Here is a 23,326-nt window from a genome sequence, read left to right as displayed (position 1 = left end):
AAGGCCGGCCCAGAGGGTCGATGATACCCCGCAGATGATACCTCGCAGATGTCAAGCTACCGACGGAACCGTGTAGCTACGCAGCGTCTGACGGATCGCCGTTTCGATGAAGTCCGAACGATCGATACGAATGTCGACACGCTCGGCGATGAGTAGCGATACCGTGCCATGCAGCGACGCCCAGATCGCGCTGGCTGCCACGCGCGCATCCTCAACAGCAAAAACACCGGTTTCTGCCCCTTCAGCAAGCGCTTCCGCAATCGTGTCTAAGTTGCGGCGCGCCCGGCGGTATTTCTCGGCCGGGTAGCGCTCCATCTGCTCCGGACGCAGCTGAAACATGATCTCGTAGTACTCCGGATTTTCAAGGCCAAAGGTAATAAACTGCTCGCAGAGAGCACGAAGCCGCGCTACAGGTTCATCGTCAAATGCGCTTACGATGTCGCTAAACGCATCATACAGGCGCTGCATTCCTTCGTCGATCAGTGCGTGCAGCAGGGCGTCTTTGCTGTCAAAATGAAGGTAGATGCTGGTCGCGCTGTAGTTGATCGATTGAGCAATCTTGCGCATCGATAGGTTATGATACCCCTTCTTCACAAGAAGACGGCGGGTTGTATCCAGGATAGCGCGGCGCAGGTCGCCGTTGTGGGAGGAGGCGTCGCTCATGGCAGCTTATTTGGTGAACACGTACTTCAAGTCGCTCAGCAGCGTATGTTTGCACCCCGTACCTTCGCATTGCATCGCGAGAATGGGACGCTAACGTATTTGTAACGTACAACACATCTCATGGCATATTCAACCACCTCGGTCATATTCTCTTCGCATTGTCCTATAATTTCTTTACGGTTGACTGTACTCTACGCCAATACAGCACTTTCTGATGAACTTATGCCCCGCGTCGGGCTTATGAAACGACGCTACCGCATTCGTTTTCCATCCGTGTTTTTCGCTTCATGCCTGATCAGGCTCCGCCTCCCCACGAAGACCCCTCAACCCCGCGTCCACTGGGCCCGCTGGGTACTCGTGCGCTCGTAACCTTTCTCATTGTTCTGGCAATAGCCACAGCTGTGGGGAGTGCTTACTTTCTTGTGTCGGCTGCCGAATCGGCCATGGAAGAGGACAATGCACCGGCCGACACGACGCAGGTTGAGCAAGTCCCATAGTCTGTCCCACCGGTCTCTCCGACTCGTCTCCCCCACCCGTCTCTCTGGTTTCCTCTGGTTTCCTCTGGTTTCCTACCTTGCGCTGCAGTCGCAAGCCTAACGGTTCCTCTCGCTCCTTAACCGCCTTCCTTCTTCATCCCTGCCCCTATGTCTCCGCCTTCTGCTACATCGGAACCGTCTGAGCCGCACTCTTCATCTTTCTCGGATTCATCGCCGCCGGATTCACTGCCCCCTGATCTTTCCCTTTCGGGACGCGCGCTGCGCGAGGCTCTTGAACGTGCCGATGCCTATCCCTACACGCCCGACCAGATCCACGTCGTGCAGACGCACATCTCGTATGTAGCGCTGGCGCCTCCGTATGTTTACAAGATCAAGAAAGCGGTAGACCTGGGCTTTCTCGACTTTACTACGTTGGCGCAGCGGCGCCACTACTGCGAGGAAGAGATCCGGTTGAACAGCCGCCTCTGCGGGGCTATCTACGAGGGCGTGGTGCCCATTTCCCGTACGCCCGATGGCCTTCGCCTCGAAGACGATAGCAACGTCGTGGAGGTCGCTGTCAAAATGAAGATGCTTCCCCACGACGACTTTCTGGACGCGCGCCTCGAACGCGGCACGCTGACGGAGTCTGACCTCGATGCCGTGGTTGACGTCCTGACCGACTTTTACGCAGCACGCCCCTCCTCGCCCGAAGTTGCGGCAAACGGGCGCGTCGACCGGGTGTGGACTAACATCCGGGAGAACTTCGAGCAGGCCGTTCCGCATCGTGGCGGACTCATCACAGAGCCTGCGTACCGCGCTCTGCAGTATGCGGCCGAGCGCTTCATAGACCACCACGCCCTGCTGTTTCACGAGCGGCGCGCCAACGGGCATATTGTGGATGCGCACGGCGATCTCCGGCTCGAACATGTGCATCTCAGCGAAGACGGCGTCTGCATCTATGACTGTATCGAGTTTACGACGCGGTTTCGTCACATCGACATTGCGAGCGACGTCGCGTTTCTCGCAATGGAACTCGACGTAAACGGGCGCCCCGATCTGGCCCGCTACTTCGTCAATGCCATTGCCGACGCGCTCGGCGACCCGAACCTGGCCCGCCTGGCCGACTTCTACAAGAGCTATCGTGCGTTTGTGCGCGGCAAGGTTAACGGCATGAAGCTCGATGACCCCGACATCACCGGAGACGCCCGCGACGCGTGCAAGCGCGACAGCCAGACGTTCTACCAGTGGGCGCTCCGCTACTTTGTGGCCGGCAACACGCCGCGCGTGGTCGTTGTGATGGGGCGCCCGGGCACGGGCAAGAGCACGCAGGCCCAGGCGCTGCACGAAGCGCTCGGCTGGCCGGTCGTGTCGTCCGACCAGGTGCGCAAGCGCCTCGCCGGATTGCCGCTGCATGAGCGCCCCGATACCGAGACGCGCGCGGAGCTCTACAGCAGCGCCATGTCAGAGCGCACCTACGACGCCCTCGCTGAGCAGGCGGTCGGCGCTGTTGCAGATGGATCGTCGGGCCTCATCCTCGACGCGACGTACAGCCACCGGCGCACGCGCGACGCTCTTCGGAAACGCCTGCCGCACTGCCCGCCCCTCTTCACTGAACTCATTGCCCCTGATGAGGACCTGAAGAGCCGCCTTGCAGCACGCGAGTCGCACCCCGATGTTGTGTCGGATGCGCGCGCTGAGGACTTCGAGCTGCTCACCGCCCGCTACGAGGCGCCCGATGCACTTGAAGATGCTCGCCACATACAGGTAGAAGCAACCGGAGAGCCGGAGGATACGACCGTTCAGATCTTGAAGGCGCTCATCCAGCTTAAGTAGCGTGGCAGATAGGACGTGTGCCTGTGCCTGGCTGTAGTTCGTCTGTAGTTCAGCTGTAGGTGTTCTTTTTCCGGTAGCGGTTCAGTGGTAAGTGATTATCACGTAGGCTACTTCATCACAGTCCGCTGAAACCCCCTCTGTCTGCCGAGCTTCGCCGGAGGCGTGATCCCGTGGACATCTCCCCCCTTGGAAAAGGGGGAGAAACCCGTAGGGAGAGGGGGTTCGACCGAGACGAGGCTGCGGTGTCAAATCACTTCATCACTTAGCGTCTATCCACTACCCTTTTTTCTACGGAAGCACGTATCGCAAGACAGCTACGTAGTGGATGGCGCTCCCTCCCATCACAAAGATATGCCACACGGCATGGTTGAAGGGCAGGCGGTTCCAACCGAAAAACACGACCCCACTGGTGTACACCACGCCGCCCGCCAGAATCCATCCAAACACCTCCCACGAGAGGGCCTCAATGAGCGGCTGCGCAAAGAGAATTCCGATCCAGCCCATCACCACGTAAGGCACCACGGCAACCCAGTGAAATCGATGGCGCGATAGGAGCTTGAACAGCATCCCGAGGATCGCACAGCCCCACACGAGCCCCAGCACTCCCCATCCCAGCGGCTCAGGCACCATTACCGCCAGAAACGGCGTGTAGGTGCCTGCAATCAGCAGGTAGATCCCCACATGATCGAGCACGCGGGCTATGTACTTGAGACGCGGACGCGTTACCGCGTGGTAGAAGGTTGAAGCTCCATACAGAAATACAAGGGTGGCGCCGTACAGCGCACAGCTCACGATGTGCACCGCCGTACCATACGTAAGGGCCAGCGCCAGCAGCACGCCCCCGCCAACCAGACTCAGCACGAGCCCAACCCCGTGCGTGATGCTGTTGACCAGCTCTTCCAGATGCGACTGGTGGGGCGCGGTGGCCGGACGTGTTGGGCTCATGGGCAGAGGGCGTGTAGATCGCTACATGCTGGCAAGACGGCGCGCAGATTCCCTGACTTCATGCAACAGAGACGACCTGCTCGCGGCTTGAACGATCGTGGCGCTCTTTAAGTTTGGATCACTCAGGTTTGGATCACACCCGGGTTGAAGTCGGCCATCTCCGGATTCAGGTCGGCCATGTTGATTCCGCGCGACAGCCATGCGCGTGTGTCTACCGGATCGATGATTTCGTCGACCCAGAGACGCGCCGCTGCATAGTAGGGCGTGGTCTGCTTCTCATATCGGTCTTCGATCCGGGCGAGCATCTCCTGTTCTTCCTCTTTGGTAAGCTCTTTGCCCTGCTTTTCAAGCTTGCGCACCTGAATCTGATGCAGTACCTTCGCCGCCTGCGTACCCCCCATTACCGCAATCTTGGCAGTGGGCCAGGCGCAGATAAGCCGCGGGTCGTAGGCGCGTCCGCACATGGCGTAGTTACCTGCGCCGTATGAGTTGCCCGCTACAACAGTAAACTTCGGCACGGTACTGTTCGACATCGCATTCACCATCTTGGCGCCGTCTTTGATAATCCCACCGTGCTCGGCTCGCTTGCCGACCATGAAGCCCGTTACGTCCTGGAAGAACACGAGCGGGATCTGCTTCTGGTTGCAGTTCATGATGAACCGCGCCGCTTTGTCGGCAGCATCGGCATAGATCACCCCTCCTACCTGAATCTCGCCCTTCGTTTCGTGATTTGTCTTGTTGCGAACAACCGCCCGCTGGTTTGCTACGATGCCAACATTCCATCCATCGATACGGGCATATCCGGTAAGCAGTGTGCGTCCGTATCCCTTCTTGTACTCAGTCCATGAGTCAGCATCCACGATACGAGCCAGCACCTCGCGCATATCATATGGCTGCTGTCCGCTATCGGGAACGAGGCCGTAGATCTCCTCGGCGTCGAATGCTGGCGCCACGGGCTCCTCACGCGTGAATCCAAAGCGGTGCTCTGGACCCATATGGCCAACGATGTCGCGAACGGTGTCGAGCGCCTCTTCATCCGACTCGCACTTGTAGTCGGCCACGCCGGAGATCTCGGTGTGGGTAGTAGCCCCACCCAGCACGTCGGCGTCGACCTCTTCACCAATGGCTGCTTTTACGAGAAAGGGCCCGGCAAGAAATACCGATCCGGTTCCGTCTACGATGAGCGCCTCGTCGCTCATAATCGGCAGGTAGGCGCCGCCTGCTACGCAGCTGCCCATGATAGCCGCAATCTGTGGAATGCCCTTGCTGGAGAGAATCGCGTTGTTGCGGAAGATGCGCCCGAAGTGCTCCTTGTCGGGGAAGATCTCGTCTTGCATGGGCAGGTAGACGCCCGCGGAGTCTACCAGGTAGATGATCGGTACGTGGTTTTCGAGGGCGATCTCTTGCGCCCGCAGGTTCTTCTTCGCAGTGATTGGAAACCAGGCGCCTGCTTTGACGGTGGCGTCGTTAGCCACCACCAGGCTAAGGCGCCCGCTTACATGGCCAAGGCCCATCACCGTACCGCCCGAGGGACAGCCGCCTTCGTCCTCGTACATCTCGTATCCGGCAAACTGCCCGACCTCGGTAAAGTCGTCGGGGGCGTCGAGCAGGTGGGCGATGCGTTCGCGCGCCGTGAGCTTGCCCCGCTTGTGCTGCCGCTCGATGCGCCGATCACCGCCGCCTTTGGCGACCTCGGCGCGGCGCGCGTTGTACGTCTCCAGCAAGCCTTTGTAGTGGTCGGCGCGGCGCTGGAAACGTGATGAAGAGGTGGATGCGGGCGTGCCCAGTTGATCGGGAGCAGATACGTCGGCCATGCAACAGGAAAGGATCTTGGTGAAGAAGAATGAAAGCGGTTCCAGCCCTTAAAAACAGAACACCTGTCCCGGAAGATCCAAGACAGGTGATTCAGTTTGTGCGGAGAACACAGCAGTGCAGCCGTGCGGTACAGCCGTAAAGTACAAGAATTGAGCTACAGAATAGCGCTCATTTTGCGACGAATCTCTTCGGGCGAGTCGCCCGTCTTGTCGTGGATGAGCCCAACCAGCTTGTCCATCTCGCCGCGTGCCCGCTTCATCTCTTTGTCGTCGAAGTCGGCGTCTTCCCAGATCAGCTTAACCTGATCGCGAATGCGACGCCAGCTTTCGTTCATTGCTTCTGTAGCCATATGTATCTTTTCGTTTTGTGCGTACGGAGCTCAATCAAGACACGCATGCGCCGTCACCTCTCTACGATTCTGCGATGACGAGCACACACAACCTTTGTGTAATGTGGACTGTAATTTACGGATCGCGTGCAACGAGAGTTTCGGTAACAGGGTACAAGAAGCTACTGAACACTCGTGAATCACTCTCTATGATTTCGGTACCATCGTATGTCACATCCTACACAGGTGGGTGTCATTGGAGCAGGGATTAGCGGACTCGCAGCGGCGTACCGGCTGCATAAGGCGGGATGCGCAGTGCAGGTCTTTGAAGCCAACGACTATGCCGGCGGCGTCATCCGCACGACCCGCCGCAACGGATTTCTCGTTGAGGAGGGCCCAAATTCTATCAACGGGGCCGGCCCCGCACTCGCGGGTGTGATGCGTGATCTCGGACTCGATAACGCACGCGTCGAGTCCAATCCCGAAGCCCGTAATCGCTTTGTGGTACGCAACGCCCGGCCTGTGCCCATCCCGCAGTCGCTCTCCGACTTCGTGCGCACACCGCTCCTCTCTGCGCGTGCCAAAGCCCGCTTATTCACCGAGCCCTTCCGCACGCGCGGCCCTGCCAACGAGTCGTTAGCGCGTTTCGTGGCGCGGCGTCTTGGCCCTGAGGTGCTCAACTACGCCGTGAATCCCTTCGTAGCCGGCGTCTATGGCGGACGCCCCGACAAACTCGCGGTACAGCATGCGTTTCCAACGCTCAAGTCGATGGAGAAGGAGCACGGCTCGCTCTTCATTGGTGGACTCCGCAACGCAATGCGTGGCGGCAATGCCTCCGAAGAGCCAACTGTGAACGGCCTCTTTTCTTTTGAGAACGGCCTCGACACGCTGCCGCGCACCCTGGCCACTCACCTGCAGGAGCAGATGCATCTTGGCTGCGCCGTGCATGCCCTCGTGCCTACAGACGCCGGCTGGCGCATCAATCACGCGGCCGGAAGCACGCCGGTCGATGCCGTGGTGTATGCGGCGCCCCTGCACACGATGGGTACGGCGATCACGTTCGACACGTCGCTGTCGCTGCATCCGCTACGCGACGTGCCGTATGCTCCCATGCGCAGCGTATCGCTCGGGTTCAAGCGCGACGCGGTGTCGCACCCGCTCGACGGATTCGGAATGCTGCTGCCTGCTGCCGAATCGTCGTTCGAGATCCTGGGCACCATCTTCGCCTCTACCCTCTTTCCGAAACGGGCCCCCGACGGACACGTGCTGCTTACCACTTTCGTGGGCGGGGCCCGCGCTCCTGAACACGCCCATGCCAACCCGGACGCCGCCCGTGCGCTTGTCATGCGCGACCTGCAGCGCCTGCTTGGCGTTACCGATGATCCGGTGTTTTCGCACCAGGTGGTTTGGCCCCGCGCCATCCCGCAGTATACGCACCGCCACGGCGCCGTAAAGGGACGTCTTGATGCGCTCGAAGCCGCTCACTCCGGGCTCCAGTTTGCGGGCAACTACCGCACGGGCATCTCGGTGGAAGACGCGTTCGATTCGGGGTGGCATGCAGCCGGTACGCTTCTTACGTAACTCTACGCTCTACGCAACCCTACCTCTCACATAGCCCCTGGCCCCTGAAACCACGAGCGCCCCTGCGGCGATGGTCACCATCGTTGTGCAGGAGCGCTCGTTACGTGTTGAATGTTCGTGCCGTCTGCTATGCCCAGTCCCTTTCTTGGGCCAGGTGCCGCATGAGCGTGCGCTTCGCCACAGGCAGAAGCGTAGGCTCGTACGGAAAGTCGAGGTCCGTGTTGAACATGTATGTCGCCGGGTTCGGCAGATCCTTGCGCTCATCCACCATTTCGAGCTTGACCGAACTCGGATGCGCGTCCACGCCAAACTGATCGATCGACTTGCAGTGCTCGGTCTTGAGCGTGCGGTACTGCTCGTCCTCGTTCGTAAAGATCGACACCGTGTAGCGCAGCACATGCAGGCGATCCGCCTTGCGGTCGGGCACGAGCACGTAGCCTTCTTTCACATACGACGGCATAATGCCCACCGTCTCTACATCGAAGTTCTCCTCGACCATCTCATAGATCGAGCGCCCCTCCTCAATCGCCTCCTGGATGCGTGGCAGCGCCCATTCGATGAGCGCACGGACCGTCGAGAGCTCACCGTCCTCCAGCTCCGGCCAGCGGTACTGCAGCGTACCCTCTTCCCAATCAATGCCGGTCGCCGTACCCGCAGAGGCTGTACGGTACGCATCCGACTGCTTCAGAATCGTTCGCAGCGACGTGTACAGCGCCACCAGGCGCCCAAGATGCGGGTAGATGCGCTTCGCCGCAAAGTCGCGACGTGCATGCTGCAAGCCGCCGAGAATCTGATACTGCGTTCGCTCTACGTCGTCGGCCGCACGGGCGAACAGGTTCATATCGAGGGTAGCCATAGCGTTCTGTACTTCTATGCTTGTTAACACATTGTTAATCCCTAAATAAGGATGGGTGAATTAAAGAGCAAGAAGTACGCCACCGTTTCAGCGAATCGGGCGTAGTGGAATCGCTTTTCTTCATATTGGCAGGGACGGTACTGGCACCTTGGTGAGAGGGATACGGACCGCTTGCGCCTCTCCAGTATGCGTCGCGGCATCAAGAGCGGTCTCCATGGCCCGTTGAGAAAGGGTCGCGCAGGCGCCTCGCTGGCTACTTATCGCGGGCTGCTTTCATCTTCGCAAAAAGCCCCTTGATCTGCTTGCGCGGCATCGCCGTGAACGCGTTGAACTGTCCGCCCGCCACCAGCTTCTCACCGCCATCGAACGTAACCACCTCGCCATTCATGTAAGCGGCCCCGTCGGAGAGCAGAAACGCCACGAGCGTAGCCAGTTCCTCGGGTTCCCCGAAGCGGCGCGTCGGGTTGCGCTGCTTCATGTCGTCCTCGACGTCCATGCCTGGCACGAGGCGGCTCCATGCCCCTTCCGTCGGAAAAGGCCCCGGTGCAATCGCATTCAGCCGGATGCCCTCGGGCCCCCACTCTGCCGCCAGGGAGCGCATCATCGCCACAATGCCGGCCTTGGAGACCGCGCTGGGTACGACAAAGGCGCTCCCGGTATCGGCGTAGGTTGTGGCAATCGACAGCACCACCCCACCCGATCCGCGCTCAATCCACCGCTGTCCGCACGCCTGTGTGCAGTAGAACGAGCCGTACAGGTTGGTCTTAACGATGGCGTCGAATCCGTTGGGCGAGAGGTCTTCTGTCGCTGCCAGGAAGTTCGCCGCGGCGTTGTTCACGAGAGCGGTTACCGGGCCCTGGGCGTCTTCCGCCTCGTCGAAAAAGGCGTCGACGGATTCTGCGTCGCGTACGTTGCATGAGATGCCATTGGCCGTACCGCCGGCCTCTTCGATGGCAGCAACGGTTTCATCGAGCGGCTCGGTGCGGCGCCCATTGATCGTGACAGCCGCGCCCAGCGCTGCACAACGCTCGGCCATCGCCCGGCCCAGCCCGGTACCGCCCCCGGTGATTACGATGTGCTCGCCGTGGAGGAGGTCAGATGCAAAGATAGTTGACATAGGTCAGGAAGGTTTGATTGTCAGGAAAAGCGTGGTGCCGTATTACAGGCGATTGTCTGGCGTCCGAGATGTCGCGGAAGGCTACGCATCGAACGCCGGGATAGCACAGAAGGAAAAGCACGCAGATCCAACCGCGTACAGGCCAATTCTACCGTGCAGGATACAACAGCCCCACCGACAATTGCGAATCAAGAGCAATGCTACAGAGGCATCGCTTCCGCCAGTCAGTTCAGCCCGTTGCGGTAACGCAGGCGAAAAAACCGTAATACAGTTTTATTTACCATTACTTGTCCGGTAGACTATGTGCTTTTCGCCACCTATTTAAACAAATCCTCCACACAAAGCATGGGTGGCAACATGACGATCCTCCGTTTTTCTTCTGCAAAGCGCATCCTGCCCCTTGGCTCTCTTGCCGTCCTCTGGGGACTGACTTACCTGCTTCTCTTGCCAGGCGCCTCCCTCCAGGCTCAGGATCTACCTCAGACGACTCGGTCAATTCCTTTTGGAGCTGAGCTTACGATCATCAATCCTGCAACAGCGAATCAGGCTCCTTCTGAAAAGTTTACGGCCGAGCGGGAGCTTCCCTGGGGCTCGTTCAGAAACCTTACCAGCGAGCGCTACGGCGAGCTGTTCAGCGAATATCGAAGTCGGGGCTGGATGCTAATCGACGTGGAGGCTTATACGCAAGGCCGCCAGACGCGGTATGCAATGGTATGGCGCGATAATTACGATGGACGACAGTGGCGACAGTGGCGCAACATGACCTCGGATCGCTACAATGAGCGCTGGACCGAGATGCGAGAGGCTGGGTTTCGGCCTACCGATGTCGAAGGATACATGATGGGGCGCAACCTGCGCTTTGCCGGCATCTGGGTGGAGAATCGTGAAGGGATCCGCTGGAAGTCGAATCGAAATATGACCACCGATCGGTTCGGAGAACTCCACGCACAACGCCAGCAGGAGAACCTGCGCCCCGTCGATATTGAAGCGTACGAAACGCCTGGTGGATTGCGCTGGGCAGCTATCTGGTATGCCGACACCGACGACGTAGACTGGACGATGCGTACCAACATGACACGCGCCCAGTACCAGAGTCAGGTCAATGCGCTGGGCCGTCGTGGCTACCAGGTGCGCGATTATGAAAGCTACACCGAGAACAATCAGCTGCGCTACGCCGCTATTTGGGAGCGTCGCGCAGATATGCCCATGTACCAGCTACGCACGAGCCGAAACGACCAGCAGTTTCGCAATCTGTGGAACGCGTATCGCGATCGGGGTTACCGGCTTGCCGATTTTGAAGCCGACCCGAAGGGGTCGCGCTATTCAGGCGTCTGGGTGGAAAATAACACACGCCTCCGCTACACGCACCGTGAAGCGATCGATGGGTTAGTGAACGCACATCGAAGCGCAGTACGTGCGCCCGGTATTTCCGTAGCAATCATTCACAACGGAGAAACCGTCTACCGTCGGGGGTTTGGAGATGCGAATCCCAGCGAAGGCCATGGTGCTCATAGCCAGACCGTCTACAGCGCTGCATCCGTCTCCAAGGTGTTTGGCGCTACTCTGGCCGCTCATTTGGAAGACGAAGGCCGGCTGTCTAATGACCGCCGCGTCCGTCTCGATATGACCCGCCCCACGCGACAGTACCTGAACCGAGGGGTCAATGGCCGAGCTACGTTGCCTGCCCATCACACCCATACCGTCGAGCAGCTCACCGCACACCTTGGCTGCGTGGTACACTACCCGAGAAGCAGAAACTCCGGCACAATCCCCGGAATCTCAAACAGCGACATGGTAGCCTTTTACCCCAGTGCCCTGCAAGCGTCTACGGCCCTATGGAATACAGGTCTGGTTCAGACTCCAACCTGCACGGTCGGGAGCAACCGTGTCTACTCCACCCACGCGTTCACGCTCCTTGGCGCCGTACTCGAACAGGTGAGCGGGCGCCCGATTCACCGACTCGTGCGTGAGGAGATCAATGCGTCGTGGGGACTCCCATCGGTGCGCTCTCAGTTTGAAACGGCTTCGTTGCAGTCCAACCGTGAACGTGCCACACCGCATAACAGTAGTGGAAACGCATTTAATTATGTAGACAGCAGTTGGAAAGTGCTGGGCGGGGGCCTGGAGATGCACACGCTCGACATGGCCCGGTTTGGCTGGCGCCTGCTTAATGGAGACATTGTGCGCGACGCGGTCCGCGATAACCGGCTCTGGACTCCTTTAGCTGCTGGGTGCTCGTTTGGCTCAGGGGGACGGTGCAGCAACGGAGTCGGGTGGAGGCTTCTTACCCAAGACGGCCACCGCATCGCCGAACATGGCGGGTTCGGGTCGGGTGCTCGCACGCACCTCCGCATCTATCCCGATGATGGTCTTGTCATTGCTGTGATGATCAACCAGGCATACAGCAGTGATTTGCCAAATCCCAGCGTCCTGGTCCGTCAGATTGGAAACGTAATCCTGTAATTGCTTATGCACACGGCCGCTCCTATTGGTATCGTCGGCGCTGGTCTTAGCGGACTCGTCGCCGCTACACGCCTGCACGAAGCCGGTCATGCGGTCGTAGTATGGGAGACCCGCGACCGCGTTGGCGGGCGGATGTGGAGTCCGCCTCTTGGTCCCGGTGAGTTGCACCTGGATCTGGGCGCGGCCTGGCACTGGACCGAGCACACCCGCGTGCAGACCCTGGCCGAGCAGTTGGGCATTGAGCGCGTTTTGCAGCATGAGCCCGGCATCGCGCTCTACGAGCCCCGCGCCGAGCAGCCCGTGCAGCGCTTCCCCTGGCCCGACACGCCGCCCCCCTCGTGGCGACTCGATGGGGGCACACAAACGCTGGCCCAATATTTGGCTGCGGCGCTGCCCGATGATGCGATACAGCTCAACCATCGCGTCACGGGTGTGCACCGAGCCGATGCAGGTGTGCAGGTGGCCGTGACTGCGTCTTGCGGGACATCGTCTATGACCGTTGCTCATCTCATCGTAGCCGTGCCGCCGCGGCTGGTGGCGCACACCATCGACTTCGACCCAGCGCTGCCCGATTCGCTCACGTCCGCTCAGCGCAACACGCCCACGTGGATGGCGGCCTCGGGCAAGGCCATCGCTACATTTGCGGATGCGTTCTGGCGACGGAAGGACATCGACGGACGCGTGGTGAGCCATGCGGGTCCGGTGGCCCACTGGCACGATGCCGTCGCTTCCGACGGACGCGCTGCGCTCGCGGGCTTTCTGCATCCCACCGGGCTACACACCCTCGCTACCAACGGACGCGAGGCGCTGCACGCGGCCATCCGCAAACAGCTTGCGCATTGCTTCGGAGACGACGCGCCCGCCCCCACGGCCATCGCCACAAGCAACTGGCGCACCGACGCGGCCACCACGCCTCCCAGCGAAGATCCGCTTCACGTTGAGCACCCACCGACGCCGCCATCCGTGCTCACCCAGCCGCAGTGGGATGGACACCTGCTGTGGGCCAGCGCCGAAACCGCCACCGAGCACCCCGGCTACCTCGACGGCGCCATCGAAGCAGGCGAGCGCGCCGCCGAGCAGGTGTTTGAAGCATCCCCCGAATCCGCTTCAACTCGCTGATCGGGAGCGCCTTCATTCGTTGTAGGGACACGGCGCGCCGTGTCCCTGCTGTGCTGGAAACAAAGATTCTCGCTGCATCCGCACGGGACGCATGCCCCCGCAAGCCTGCGACCGAACGTCCGACTGGCGAACCAACTAACGCGACGAGGCCGAATATCGGTTACCAGACAATACCTGAAGGCCCGGCACCTCCTGCCCCGACAGCGGTTTATATTCTGCGCATCCCGCTAAATCCGTCCTAACCCCCGCTTCCGGATCGCATGGCAACGCCCGCGCCCGATACCTCGGATGCTACGCTCTATGGCCACGACGACACGCCGCGTATTGTGGATGTGCAGCCGCTGCTGAATCGCCCCTCGCGCGAGCAGGCCATGGTGCGCCTCTACCGGCGCAGCGAAGATGGCGCGGAGGTGTTCACCGAAGAGGCGTCGCTGTATCCGTTCTTCTTTATCTCGGATATTGGGCTGCTGCGCCATCGCCGCGATACCTTTCGCACCTCGCGCCTGCAGGGCGGCGGGTTTTTCGAGCATGTGGTTGTGTTCTCGTGCTGGCAGGACTACTACGAGGCGATCCGCCACGTAAAGCGCCAGACCGACAGCGACCAGCGGCAGCCCGACGAGCTCTACCTCATTAGCGACCCGGTGCAGCAGTACCTCACGCAGAGCGGACGCACCTGCTTCAAGGACATGACGCTCGACGACCTGCACCGCCTGCAGCTCGACATCGAGGTGATTAGCGACGGCTCGTTTCCCAATGCCGATCGTCCGGGTGACGAAGTCGTGATTGTGGCGCTCACCGACAACCGCGGCTGGTCGGAGGTGCTGCATCAACGCTCAGGCGTACCGGAGGCCATGCTCCTGCGCGAGTTGGTGCACACGATCAACGAGCGCGATCCGGATGTGATAGAGGGATACAACATTTTTGCCTTCGACCTGGCGTATCTGCAGGATCGATGCGATCTGCACAACGTCGATTTTGCCATCGGACGCGATGGGTCGGTGCCCCGCACGTTTGATAGCAGCATGCGGTTTGCCGAGCGCACGGTGGACTTCCCTGCGATGGACATTGCCGGACGCCACGTCATCGACGCCTACTTTCAGGTGATGGCGTTCGACGTCTTCAAGCGCGATCTGCCGGACTATAGCCTCAAGACCGCCGCGCGTTACTTTGGCTTTGCGCCCGAGAACCGCACGTACATCGCGGGCGAAGACCTGACCGAGGCGTGGCACAATGACCGTGAGCGCCTCCTTGACTACGCGCTCGACGACGTGGTCGAGACGGGACGGCTGGCCAAACATCTCTCCGGCTCCACCTTCTACCTCACGCAGATGCTGCCTATGACCTACGGACGCGCGGCGCGGCGCGGACCGGCGGCCAAAATCGAGTCGCTCTTTGTGCGCGAGTACCTGCGTCAGCGCTACGCCCTGCCGCAAAGCCAGTGGGGCAGCCAGTCGATGGGCGGTTACACCGACATCTTCCGCACGGGCGTCATCGGACCCGTGGTCTACGCGGATGTGGAGAGCCTGTACCCCTCCATCATGCTAAACTACGACATCCAGCCCGCCGGCGACGCGCTCGACCTCTTTCCGCGCCTGCTGGACCGCCTCACCACGCTGCGCCTCGACACCAAATCCGCCATGCGCGCCGCCGAAGACGAGGAAGTGCAGAGCGAACTGGATGCACGGCAGTCGTCGTATAAGATCCTGATCAATTGCTTCGACCCCGAAACGGAGATTATGACCGTGGAGGGTCCGAAAAATGTGCGCGACGTGTCGGTTGGCGATCGGGTCTATTCGCTCAACCCCGACACGCTCGAAGCCGAGATCAAGCCCGTGACGCGTGTGCACCACCAGTCGACGTACCGGGGCGAGATGATCCGCCTGAAGAACCAGCATGTCGACTTTCTCGTGACACCCAATCACCGCCTCCTCACCAACCGCGTGAATGGCTACCGGGAAACGGGCTACCAGTGGATCGAGGCGGGTGAGCTTTTTCGAACAAAGTGCCGCCATCACTTACCTCCACGCGCGCCCACTTCTGAACAGAGCGTACCCACACTATTTGATTTGGAGGCGGAGTGCATCGCACTAAACATAGAGCATAAGAATGACAGGAACGGACGGATAAAAGACCCGCGTCGTCAGGCAAGATGGATCCCGAAAACATACGATTTTAAGGACTGGCTCACTTTTCTGGGCTGGTATATCAGCGAAGGCCATCTTTATAAATCAACTCGGAAAGATTACGGCTATACTGTACGTGGAGAATCCTACGTCGTCGGGATCAACAACAAAACACCTTCCTATCGTGAGGAAATTCGCGAGCTCTTGGACCGGATGGGGCTCTCGTATAGTGCGGGGGTTAATGGCTACACCATATCAAATCAACTGTTGTACAAGTATCTTCTCCATCATTGTGGGCGCTACAGCAAAGATAAAAAGGTGCCATCATGGCTTTTTGGTTACGACGCTGAGGACATAAGGCCCCTCTTTGACGCTTTGTATAAAGGAGATGGTGATCAAGGATCTTTCTACCGGTACTCAACGACTAGCCACAATCTTGCTGTCGATGTCGTTCAGCTCGCACACCACATTGGATACAACGCCCAGATCATTGGTTGTGAGAGCGGTTGCTATAGGGTTGGAATCAACCCTCCAAGAGGGCGGGGTACAGCCCCAGTTATCAAACACAAGCACCGAGGCCGTATAGACTACGAAGGCCCCATCCACTGCGTCACCGTGGCCGACAATCACACAGTGCTTGCTGGACGGAATGGCATATTCAACTGGATTGGGCAGAGCTTCTATGGCATGTTGGGATTCAGCCTGGCCGCGTTCAACGACTTTGCCGAGGCGGACCGTGTGGCGCGCATCGGGCAGGACCTCGTGCAGCAGATTATTGATGTGATTCGCGAGCGCGGCGGCACGGTCGTGGAGGTGGATACCGACGGCGTCTTCTTCGTGCCGCCGGAGGATGTGCGTGGGGCGGATACCGAGCGCGACTTCACCGTTGGACTCACCGATGCGATGCCCGAGGGGATTCGCATTGGGTTCGACGGACGCTACAAGAAGATGCTCTCGTACAAGAAGAAAAACTACGCGCTCCTCACCTACGACGGCGACCTCAAGTTCAAAGGCTCCTCGCTCATCTCGCGCTCGAACGAGCCCTTTGGACGCACCTTCGTGCGGCGCGCCATCCGTCGCCTGCTTGATCACGACATCGAGGGGCTGCACCAGCTTTATCTGGATACGCGGCAGCGCATCATCGACCGCACCTGGGAGCAGGGCGTGGACAGCTTTGCCCGCACCGAAACCCTGAAGACCAGCGTCGAAGAATACGAAGCCGCGGTGGAAGCCGGGGATCGTCCGCGGGCCGCCACCTACGAACTGGCCATTCAGCGAGAGCAGGAAACCGGGCAGCCGGTGCGCGTGGGCGATCGCATCTCGTACTACATCACCGGCGAGTCGGCCAACGTGACGGCGTTTAAGCACTGCGCCCGCGCCGAGCAGTGGGACCCGGACGCCCCCGATTCACCCAACGAAAACACGGCCTACTACCTGAAGCGCCTCGACGAATTCGCCCGCAAGTTCACCCCGTTCTTCCGGGAGGAAGACTTTGACCTGGTGTTCTCGCCCGAAGACCTGTTCGGGTTCTCCGCCGAGGGCATTGAACTGGTCACCGAAGTGCATGAGTCCGAAGAAGACAGCGAGGCAACAACGGAGGTGCCGTTTTGAGGGGAAGACAGTGAATCCACGCAGCCAAATTGGATTTGAACCTCAGGGTTACCTCCGCACTAAGAGCGCGTCCTCGGTCGTTGCTTGTAGCATCGTCTCGAACTGAGCAATATCATCTCGCCCGGAAGCGTATAGCTGATTGGGATGTTGCCAATAGAAGACAGGGTATCCTGACCAGGGTCAGCTATCGCACAACCACCATCTTCCGAGTCTCAACATGTCCGTCGGCTCGGATTCGATAGAAGTAGACGCCACTTGACATTTCGGAAGCATCGAACAGGGTTCTATGCTGCCCAGGCGGCAGCGAAGCGTCTAAGAGAGACGCAACGCGGCGTCCCAAGATGTCGTAGACGTCAAGCCGAACGTGCTGATTAGACGGCAGAGTAAAGCGGATCACGGTCTGTCCGCGAAACGGATTCGGGGCATTCGCTTCCAGAACAAACTGGTCCGGTGCTGAAACGTCAACGGATACCGTGTTTTTTGCCGTTGCGCCCTTCCCGTTGGTCACCACATACGTAAACCGGTCGACGCCCGAATACCCGGCCCGCGGATGGTACTGATACGCACCGTTGATATCCTGCCGAATCGTTCCTTCTTCAGGTGTAAAGACCCGTGCAAGCAGAAGGGAGTCTCCGTTGGCATCTCTTCTCTCTTGTGCGAACTGCAGGTCAACCGGCTCTCCAAACGTGGTTTGAATCCGATCTTGTCTCGCTTCCGGTGCAGTATTGCTCTGGGCGTTCAGGCGTTCGGGGTTAAGAAGAAACGCCTGCTGTCTCTCATTGAGGAGCCCAAAACCTACGATCTGTCCCAGATCGTTGATGGCTCGCGCTTCTTCCAAGACCCATCCTGCTTCCGGCGAGATGCATTCGTTCAGGTCGGACGCGATCCCAAACTGGAATCGGTACGCGGCCCCCAGCGGCGTGCGCTTTGGCGAGGCAGATGCACCCGAACTCGACAACGTTCGCTGGTGGGATACGAGCCGTGCGAGTTGAGCAAGATCGCGGGTTGTTCGCCATGAAGATGGACGGACAGCCTCTTCGTCGCGGAGTGTTGCTGTTTGGGACGTGTCGGTCACCAGAATACTACTCCCAACAACGGTCCCGTTGAAATTGTTATCGTATGCTTCTGCAAAGCGCTCATCATCCCCAAGAATCGTTGGCGTTCCATCGAATTCCCACTGGACTGCCCGCTCGCTACTTCGACCGACGACTTGGCCCCTATCATTGATTCCGTAGGCTCGTCCCGGCCCGAGATCAGTGACTTCCCCGAGTTCCCACCGGAGGGCTCGCTCCGAAAGGCTATACCCTGCCACGACACCATCTGAGTTTACATCTATTGCGCGGCCGCCATGCCCCTCGGGCACAGGGAGCGCCGCGAATCCATTATCGTTGATGAACGGACGAAAAGTCTCGTCTTCGACGTAGGTGCCGACTGAACGTGACCCACTCGTTCCAAACGCGATGCTGAAGGCATCGGCTGGGCCCTGTGGGGTGGTTTCGATTCCGCTAAATCGCACAGCCTGAAAGATGCCATTGATGTCCGCCGTGCCCGCTATGTCTTCGTCAATGGCAAACGTCTGGTTGATCTGGTCGGGCGCGACCGGCGTTATGTCGCCGCCGCTCCAGATAAATCCACGGACGCTTCCATCGGCGGTCTCAGAAAAACCCACGATCTCTCCTGCGTTGTTGATGTCTACGGCCCGACTCACTGTGCCGCCGAGCGTACCGAGACCGACGACGGTGTACTGACACTGTGCCTGAACCTCTATCGTGACTTCTGCGGTGCTGGAAGCAACGTTGGTATCAGACACCCGGTAGATGAAGCTATCGGTTCCCACAAAGTCCGTATTCGGTGTGTAAACGAACCCTCCGTCTGGCACAATCTCAAGATTATCGATCCCCTGTGGTGTCAGCGTGCCATTGTCAGGCCCCTCAACTAACGTGGCGAAAAGCTCATCGCCCTCTGGATCAGAGTCGTTTTCAAGCACGCCCGGTGCCGCAACCTCAAGCGCAGTGTTTACGTCGACGGTGTACGCATCGGGCTCGGCAGTCGGACGCCCGTTCACGGTGATCACAACGGTTGCCAGATCGGAGGTTGTGGTGCCGTCATCAGCGCGGTACGTGAACTGATCGCTCCCCCGAAAACCAGGATTTGGCACGTATGTAAATGCGCCGTTTAGCGTCAAACCGAGCCCATCAGATCCTTGCGGGAGTAGCTCGCCGTTTGCGGGCTCCTCTTCCAGGATAGCAATCAGGTCGTCGTTGTCGGCGTCGGTGTCATTGATGAGGACGCCTGGTGAAAAGACCTGCAGCGTGTCGCCTTCATTCACCAGGTAGGCGTCGTCCTCCGCGACCGGCGCATCGTTGGTTGCTATTACCGTGAGCGTCACGGTGGTCGTATCACGTCCGCCGGACAGATCGCTGGCGAAATAGGTAAACTCATCGACCCCACTAAATCCTGGAGCAGGCGAGTAGTTGAAGGATCCGTTTGCGTCGATCAAGTTGTCGCCGGCGGAAGACGACAGGGTACCGCTCGTGGGGAGGCTAACCACTGTTGCGGTGAGCTCATCGCCCTCCGGATCGGAGTCGTTTTCAAGCACGCCCGGTGCCGCAACCTCAAGCGTACTGTTTTCGTTGACGGTGTACGCATCGGGTTCGGCTATCGGGCGTCCGTTCACGGTGATCACAACGGTTGCCAAATCGGAGGATGTGGTGCCGTCATCTGCTGCGTATGTGAACTGATCGACACCCCAAAAATCAGGATTGGGCACGTACGTGAACGCGCCGTCCAGCGTCAGACCGAGCCCATCAGATCCTTGCGGGAGTAACTCGCCGTTTGTGGGCCCCTCTTCTAAGATAGCAATCAGGTCGTCGTTGTCGGCGTCGGTGTCATTAATGAGGACGCCTGGTGAGAAGACCCGCAGCGTGTCGCCTTCATTCACCAGGTAGGCGTCGTCCTCCGCGACCGGCGCGCTGTTGGATTGTGCTGCAGTGATAGTTGGTACCCATGCGGCCAGTATGAGCACAACAAAAGCCATGAAACTGGCGGTGGAAAGGCCCCTAATCGAACTATGCATATCAACAGGAAATATAGAAGCGGCGTGAAGCATCTCAAAGCGCATTTGATTCGTCAGTTGCCCGGGGTAATCGTCATTCCATTGGAGAGCCTAACGGCGCCGCGGGTAAGTTCGAGTGTCGCGTCGGGAGGGGTACCGGTCACCTGAAATTCAGCCGCGTTGCTCTCACTCCCGAAATTCGCCCATACGCTTTCTCCGTTCACCGTGCCGGCGAATTCACCACTTACGGTCAGGCGATCCATGTCGTCTTTTGCGTATTCAGGAATCGGAATCCGGATCAGAGGATTATTCTCCGATGGGTACGTCCACACATACCGATCGATACCGATGTCTCCGTAGGTAAACGTATAGATTTCGGTAGTGCCGTCATCGGCAAAGTTAATCTGCCCGGTTGGCTCCGTTGCGCGAATCTGCCAGGCGTATCGTTTCCCGTTTTGAAGCGGGAGCTGATTAGGAAGATACGTAAACGTCGAACGTCCTGAGATTACATCATCGACCTGCGGGATATTCCCCTCAATCGCGGTTAGCTTGTTTTGGCCCGGTTTTATCTCGACGATCCGCAGAATGTAATCAGGAAGGACCCCAGCCGGAAGTCCGGTCGCCGGTGTCCATGCGAACTGAGGGGTTGGTGCCGTTACGAGCGCTCCGTTCTGCGGTGAGATCAATACGGGGGGTTCCGCAATCCGCACACTCACTACATGCTGCGCCGGAAGCGTTGCGATCAACCGGTCGGCTGCCATAGACTCCACCTCAAGCGTAATTACATATTCTCCTTCAGGAAGGCGGCCTGTCGCATTGATACGCCGGAGGAGACCAGCGTCAAGCCTCCGGAGCAGATCGGGGTATCCGCCAGAAAATCGGACGCGAGGGGGGTCTTGAAAAGTTTGGTACAGGTACACACCCGGCTGATATGTAACTGGGTCAGAGATCACATTGAGCACCGGTTGCCCGTTATACTCGACCTCGAACCGAAAGCGAAAGTTTGCGGATTCGCCCGTCGGATCGTTGTAGATGAACTGGACGGGATACCGACCGGTGCGGTAGTCTTGCTCAATCGTGTTTAGACCCACGCTGGAAAGCTGACTCGGGAGCCCGACGAATTGCACCTGAGCGGTTCCTTGTGCCCAGCCAACGGATGTAACGCCGAGCATCAAAAACACAATCATTCCTGCAGAGAGCAAGACACGTTTCCATAATGATGCAGACGCAAATGATGCGGGCGCAGACGTCGACCGCTTCCGCAGAAGCAGACGGCGGCGAAACAGCCTGGAGGTCGTAAACATGGGCATAAACAAGGTCATTATATATCATAGACAACTGGGCAGAGGCGACGCGAGGCAGCGACTCTTCCTGCGTTGCGTTATCGACTAAAATCTGTACTCGTAGCGGAATGTGGATTGGACCTCGGTGAAGGCCTCCCCCGCAGTACGGCTGCTTCGAAGTCCACGAACGCGCACCGAAAGCTGCCCCAGGGCATCGAGGCGATAGACAAGGCTCGATGTAACGTTGACTTGCTCGCTCACGCTCTCCATCCGCATCCCAAGCGGCTGATCAGGTATCGAAATCGGATTGGTCGTCGCCTGATTCCGCGACCATCCGCTGCTTACATTCAGGCGCAGCGCACGATCAAGAAAACTGTGGCTCGCGTTTGCCGTCAGTGAGGTTGTCAGCAGGTCGCTCGTCGATTGTTCGCTCAGCAATGCATTTCCCGATAACCCGAAGCTCATTCCGCTCGCGAGCCCCAGCGTGTAGCTGAGAGACCCGGAGTAGTTCTTGTATCCGGCCGGAGCAGCTCCGGCAAGCTCCCGCTGATCGTTAAGACGCTGAAGCATGGCGTTCATCGTCGTGCTGTGGGTCGTGGCCCCCGTTCGAAATATGAACACGGGCGAGAGCGACACCATGTCTGAGATTTGTCGAAACTCGGAAGTTGTGGGCGCTCCTACCGCTGCAACGTTTTCGTTTACAAGACGCATCAGCGCGGCGGTCACGTTAAGGCGCTGGGTCAGCCGCATCTGGGCATTCAAACGCCCCTGCCGCCGCCGAAGCGTCGACTGCAGATCGTCGTTCAAGTTATTCCGGCGCTGCGAGAGTTGAGCACTGAGCCGCACCTTCCCATCGATCAGCTCGGTGCGCGGCTCTACACGAATAACCTCCTGATCGGTCCGAAGATTGGGCGTGCCAACCGACTTAAATTCTGGTTGGATGCGCTCGTAGTAGGCCCTCAACTGTCCGTATTTTACGTTGAGAAGCGAACTTATACGGCCTGCGTATCCCATGCGACTGCCAAGACGGGCATCCAGCGCCCCAACATCATAGAAGAGGCCAGGTGAATCATTGCTGCGGGATGCCTCACGATCGGGCGTGAATCCAGACGCGGTAATCTGCCCCTGCAGCCGAAGGCGGCCACGCAGCACGTTGAATCCTCCCTTCGTGGTCAGGTTGGTGTTGGAGGTCGGCGTGAGCGCTCCGGGATCCTGTAGCGAGGAGCCCTGATCGAATCCGTATACGCCAACCAGTTCGAGAAATGTGCCTCCGTCCTGCCCATAGCCAACGCGTCCGGTATGAATCCACTGCTTGTAGGTACCCGCACGGGGGCTAAGCACCGTGGCGGGATCAGCGACGTCGGACGGAGATTCTGCGGGTGTGGATGCAAGCGGGGCCGGCTCTACGGCTCGCTGCGAAACACCACCGGCGTATGTGAACCGCCAATTTCCAGGCGTGAGCTCCAGAAATCCGCCGTTTACGGTTGCGCCATTGAAGCTGTACTGCGAGATCTGCGGAGACACGCGCCCTATGTCTGCTTTAATCCACTTGTATGTGATACCAAAGTCGATCTGGTTGATGGACTGGCGACGTGCGTTCTGATCGAACTGAAACTGCTCGGTGGTGAGCAACAGATTCAACCCGTAGCTCAAGCCATACCCCGATCCCTGGGCCTGCGCGTACATGCGGCCACTCGCGCCAGGTCGCCGACTCGAAATGCCGCTGGCCCCGTAGAATTCGCTGACGAATCCGACCGACCCGCCAACGCTGATCTCGTCGCTGATGCCAATCCGGCTCAGGACGTCATCCACATACTGGGCCTGGGCTGTGCGCGCATCCAGGACCAACATGCCCAACATGAGTGTCCCCAGAACCACCATCACCAGTCGCGCCGGAAGGGTCCTGCGGTTTCGTGTGCAAGGGCTGTGGTTCGCCCCGCTTGGTGGTAAGCCCTCTAAAACATTGATCGTCAATTCTGTCATCGCTACCGGGTAAGCATCTGCGATAGGGGAACGGGGTCATCAATCGAGCTCCCTGTCTCACCTATGCAGGAATAC

At 59.1% G+C, this 23,326-nt stretch carries 15 protein-coding genes; 6 read left to right on the top strand and 9 right to left on the bottom strand.

What is annotated here, in order from left to right; translation table 11 throughout:
- Positions 1-51: 51 nt before the first annotated feature.
- Complete coding sequence (locus tag ACZ48V_RS07650) at positions 52-663, bottom strand: TetR/AcrR family transcriptional regulator (RefSeq protein ID WP_464538159.1); 612 nt, start codon at positions 661-663, stop codon at positions 52-54.
- Between the two features lie 287 nt (positions 664-950).
- Between ACZ48V_RS07650 and ACZ48V_RS07645 the strand changes: the two genes are divergently transcribed.
- Positions 951-1,160 (top strand): hypothetical protein, encoded by a 210-nt coding sequence (locus tag ACZ48V_RS07645; protein ID WP_464538158.1) that lies wholly within the window; start codon positions 951-953, stop codon positions 1,158-1,160.
- Positions 1,161-1,307: 147 nt separating this feature from the next.
- A complete protein-coding gene (locus ACZ48V_RS07640) occupies positions 1,308-2,972 on the top strand; it encodes a bifunctional aminoglycoside phosphotransferase/ATP-binding protein (RefSeq protein ID WP_464538157.1) in 1,665 nt (554 codons plus the stop codon).
- 288 nt (positions 2,973-3,260) lie between these two features.
- On the opposite strand, the gene trhA is transcribed toward ACZ48V_RS07640, so the two are convergent.
- From trhA to ACZ48V_RS07625, 3 genes are all read right to left on the bottom strand, one after another.
- Positions 3,261-3,917 carry a PAQR family membrane homeostasis protein TrhA gene (gene trhA / locus ACZ48V_RS07635; protein WP_464538156.1) on the bottom strand — a complete coding sequence of 219 codons (657 nt, stop codon included), beginning with the start codon at positions 3,915-3,917 and terminating at the stop codon, positions 3,261-3,263.
- A 122-nt stretch (positions 3,918-4,039) separates the two neighbouring features.
- On the bottom strand, positions 4,040-5,731 hold the full coding sequence (locus ACZ48V_RS07630) for an acyl-CoA carboxylase subunit beta (RefSeq protein WP_464538155.1): 1,692 nt from the start codon (positions 5,729-5,731) through the stop codon (positions 4,040-4,042).
- Between the two features lie 155 nt (positions 5,732-5,886).
- Positions 5,887-6,081 (bottom strand): general stress protein CsbD, encoded by a 195-nt coding sequence (locus tag ACZ48V_RS07625; protein ID WP_353563865.1) that lies wholly within the window; start codon positions 6,079-6,081, stop codon positions 5,887-5,889.
- A 207-nt stretch (positions 6,082-6,288) separates the two neighbouring features.
- Here ACZ48V_RS07625 and hemG point away from each other — a divergent pair, with 207 nt between their 5' ends.
- A complete protein-coding gene (hemG, locus tag ACZ48V_RS07620) occupies positions 6,289-7,641 on the top strand; it encodes a protoporphyrinogen oxidase (protein ID WP_464538154.1) in 1,353 nt (450 codons plus the stop codon).
- Positions 7,642-7,768: 127 nt separating this feature from the next.
- On the opposite strand, the gene ACZ48V_RS07615 is transcribed toward hemG, so the two are convergent.
- Both ACZ48V_RS07615 and ACZ48V_RS07610 read right to left on the bottom strand, forming a co-directional pair.
- The gene (locus ACZ48V_RS07615) at positions 7,769-8,497 is read right to left on the bottom strand and encodes a hypothetical protein (protein ID WP_464538153.1); all 729 of its coding nucleotides are present in this window, start codon (positions 8,495-8,497) and stop codon (positions 7,769-7,771) included.
- Between the two features lie 253 nt (positions 8,498-8,750).
- Positions 8,751-9,614 carry an SDR family oxidoreductase gene (locus tag ACZ48V_RS07610; protein ID WP_464538152.1) on the bottom strand — a complete coding sequence of 288 codons (864 nt, stop codon included), beginning with the start codon at positions 9,612-9,614 and terminating at the stop codon, positions 8,751-8,753.
- Positions 9,615-9,971: 357 nt separating this feature from the next.
- Between ACZ48V_RS07610 and ACZ48V_RS07605 the strand changes: the two genes are divergently transcribed.
- From ACZ48V_RS07605 to ACZ48V_RS07595, 3 genes are all read left to right on the top strand, one after another.
- Positions 9,972-12,077, top strand: a complete 2,106-nt coding sequence (locus ACZ48V_RS07605) for a serine hydrolase (protein ID WP_464538151.1) — start codon at positions 9,972-9,974, stop codon at positions 12,075-12,077.
- 6 nt (positions 12,078-12,083) lie between these two features.
- On the top strand, positions 12,084-13,196 hold the full coding sequence (locus ACZ48V_RS07600; RefSeq protein WP_464538150.1) for a flavin monoamine oxidase family protein: 1,113 nt from the start codon (positions 12,084-12,086) through the stop codon (positions 13,194-13,196).
- Between the two features lie 260 nt (positions 13,197-13,456).
- Positions 13,457-16,930 (top strand): DNA polymerase domain-containing protein, encoded by a 3,474-nt coding sequence (locus ACZ48V_RS07595; protein WP_464538149.1) that lies wholly within the window; start codon positions 13,457-13,459, stop codon positions 16,928-16,930.
- A gap of 184 nt (positions 16,931-17,114) precedes the next feature.
- Here the strand turns inward: ACZ48V_RS07595 and ACZ48V_RS07590 are convergent, their stop codons facing one another.
- The 3 genes from ACZ48V_RS07590 to ACZ48V_RS07580 all read right to left on the bottom strand — a co-directional run bounded on the left by ACZ48V_RS07590 (position 17,115) and on the right by ACZ48V_RS07580 (position 23,119).
- Positions 17,115-19,967, bottom strand: a complete 2,853-nt coding sequence (locus ACZ48V_RS07590) for an Ig-like domain-containing protein (RefSeq protein WP_464538148.1) — start codon at positions 19,965-19,967, stop codon at positions 17,115-17,117.
- Between the two features lie 92 nt (positions 19,968-20,059).
- Positions 20,060-21,172 carry a hypothetical protein gene (locus ACZ48V_RS07585; protein WP_464538147.1) on the bottom strand — a complete coding sequence of 371 codons (1,113 nt, stop codon included), beginning with the start codon at positions 21,170-21,172 and terminating at the stop codon, positions 20,060-20,062.
- A 201-nt stretch (positions 21,173-21,373) separates the two neighbouring features.
- Entirely contained in the window at positions 21,374-23,119 is a 1,746-nt protein-coding gene (locus ACZ48V_RS07580; RefSeq protein ID WP_464538146.1) for a hypothetical protein, read from the bottom strand.
- Positions 23,120-23,326: the final 207 nt, after the last annotated feature.

The organism is Longimonas haloalkaliphila (assembly GCF_055379825.1).
The sequence above is the reverse complement of the archived record's forward strand: the minus strand, read 5'-3'. Positions and strand labels throughout refer to the sequence as shown.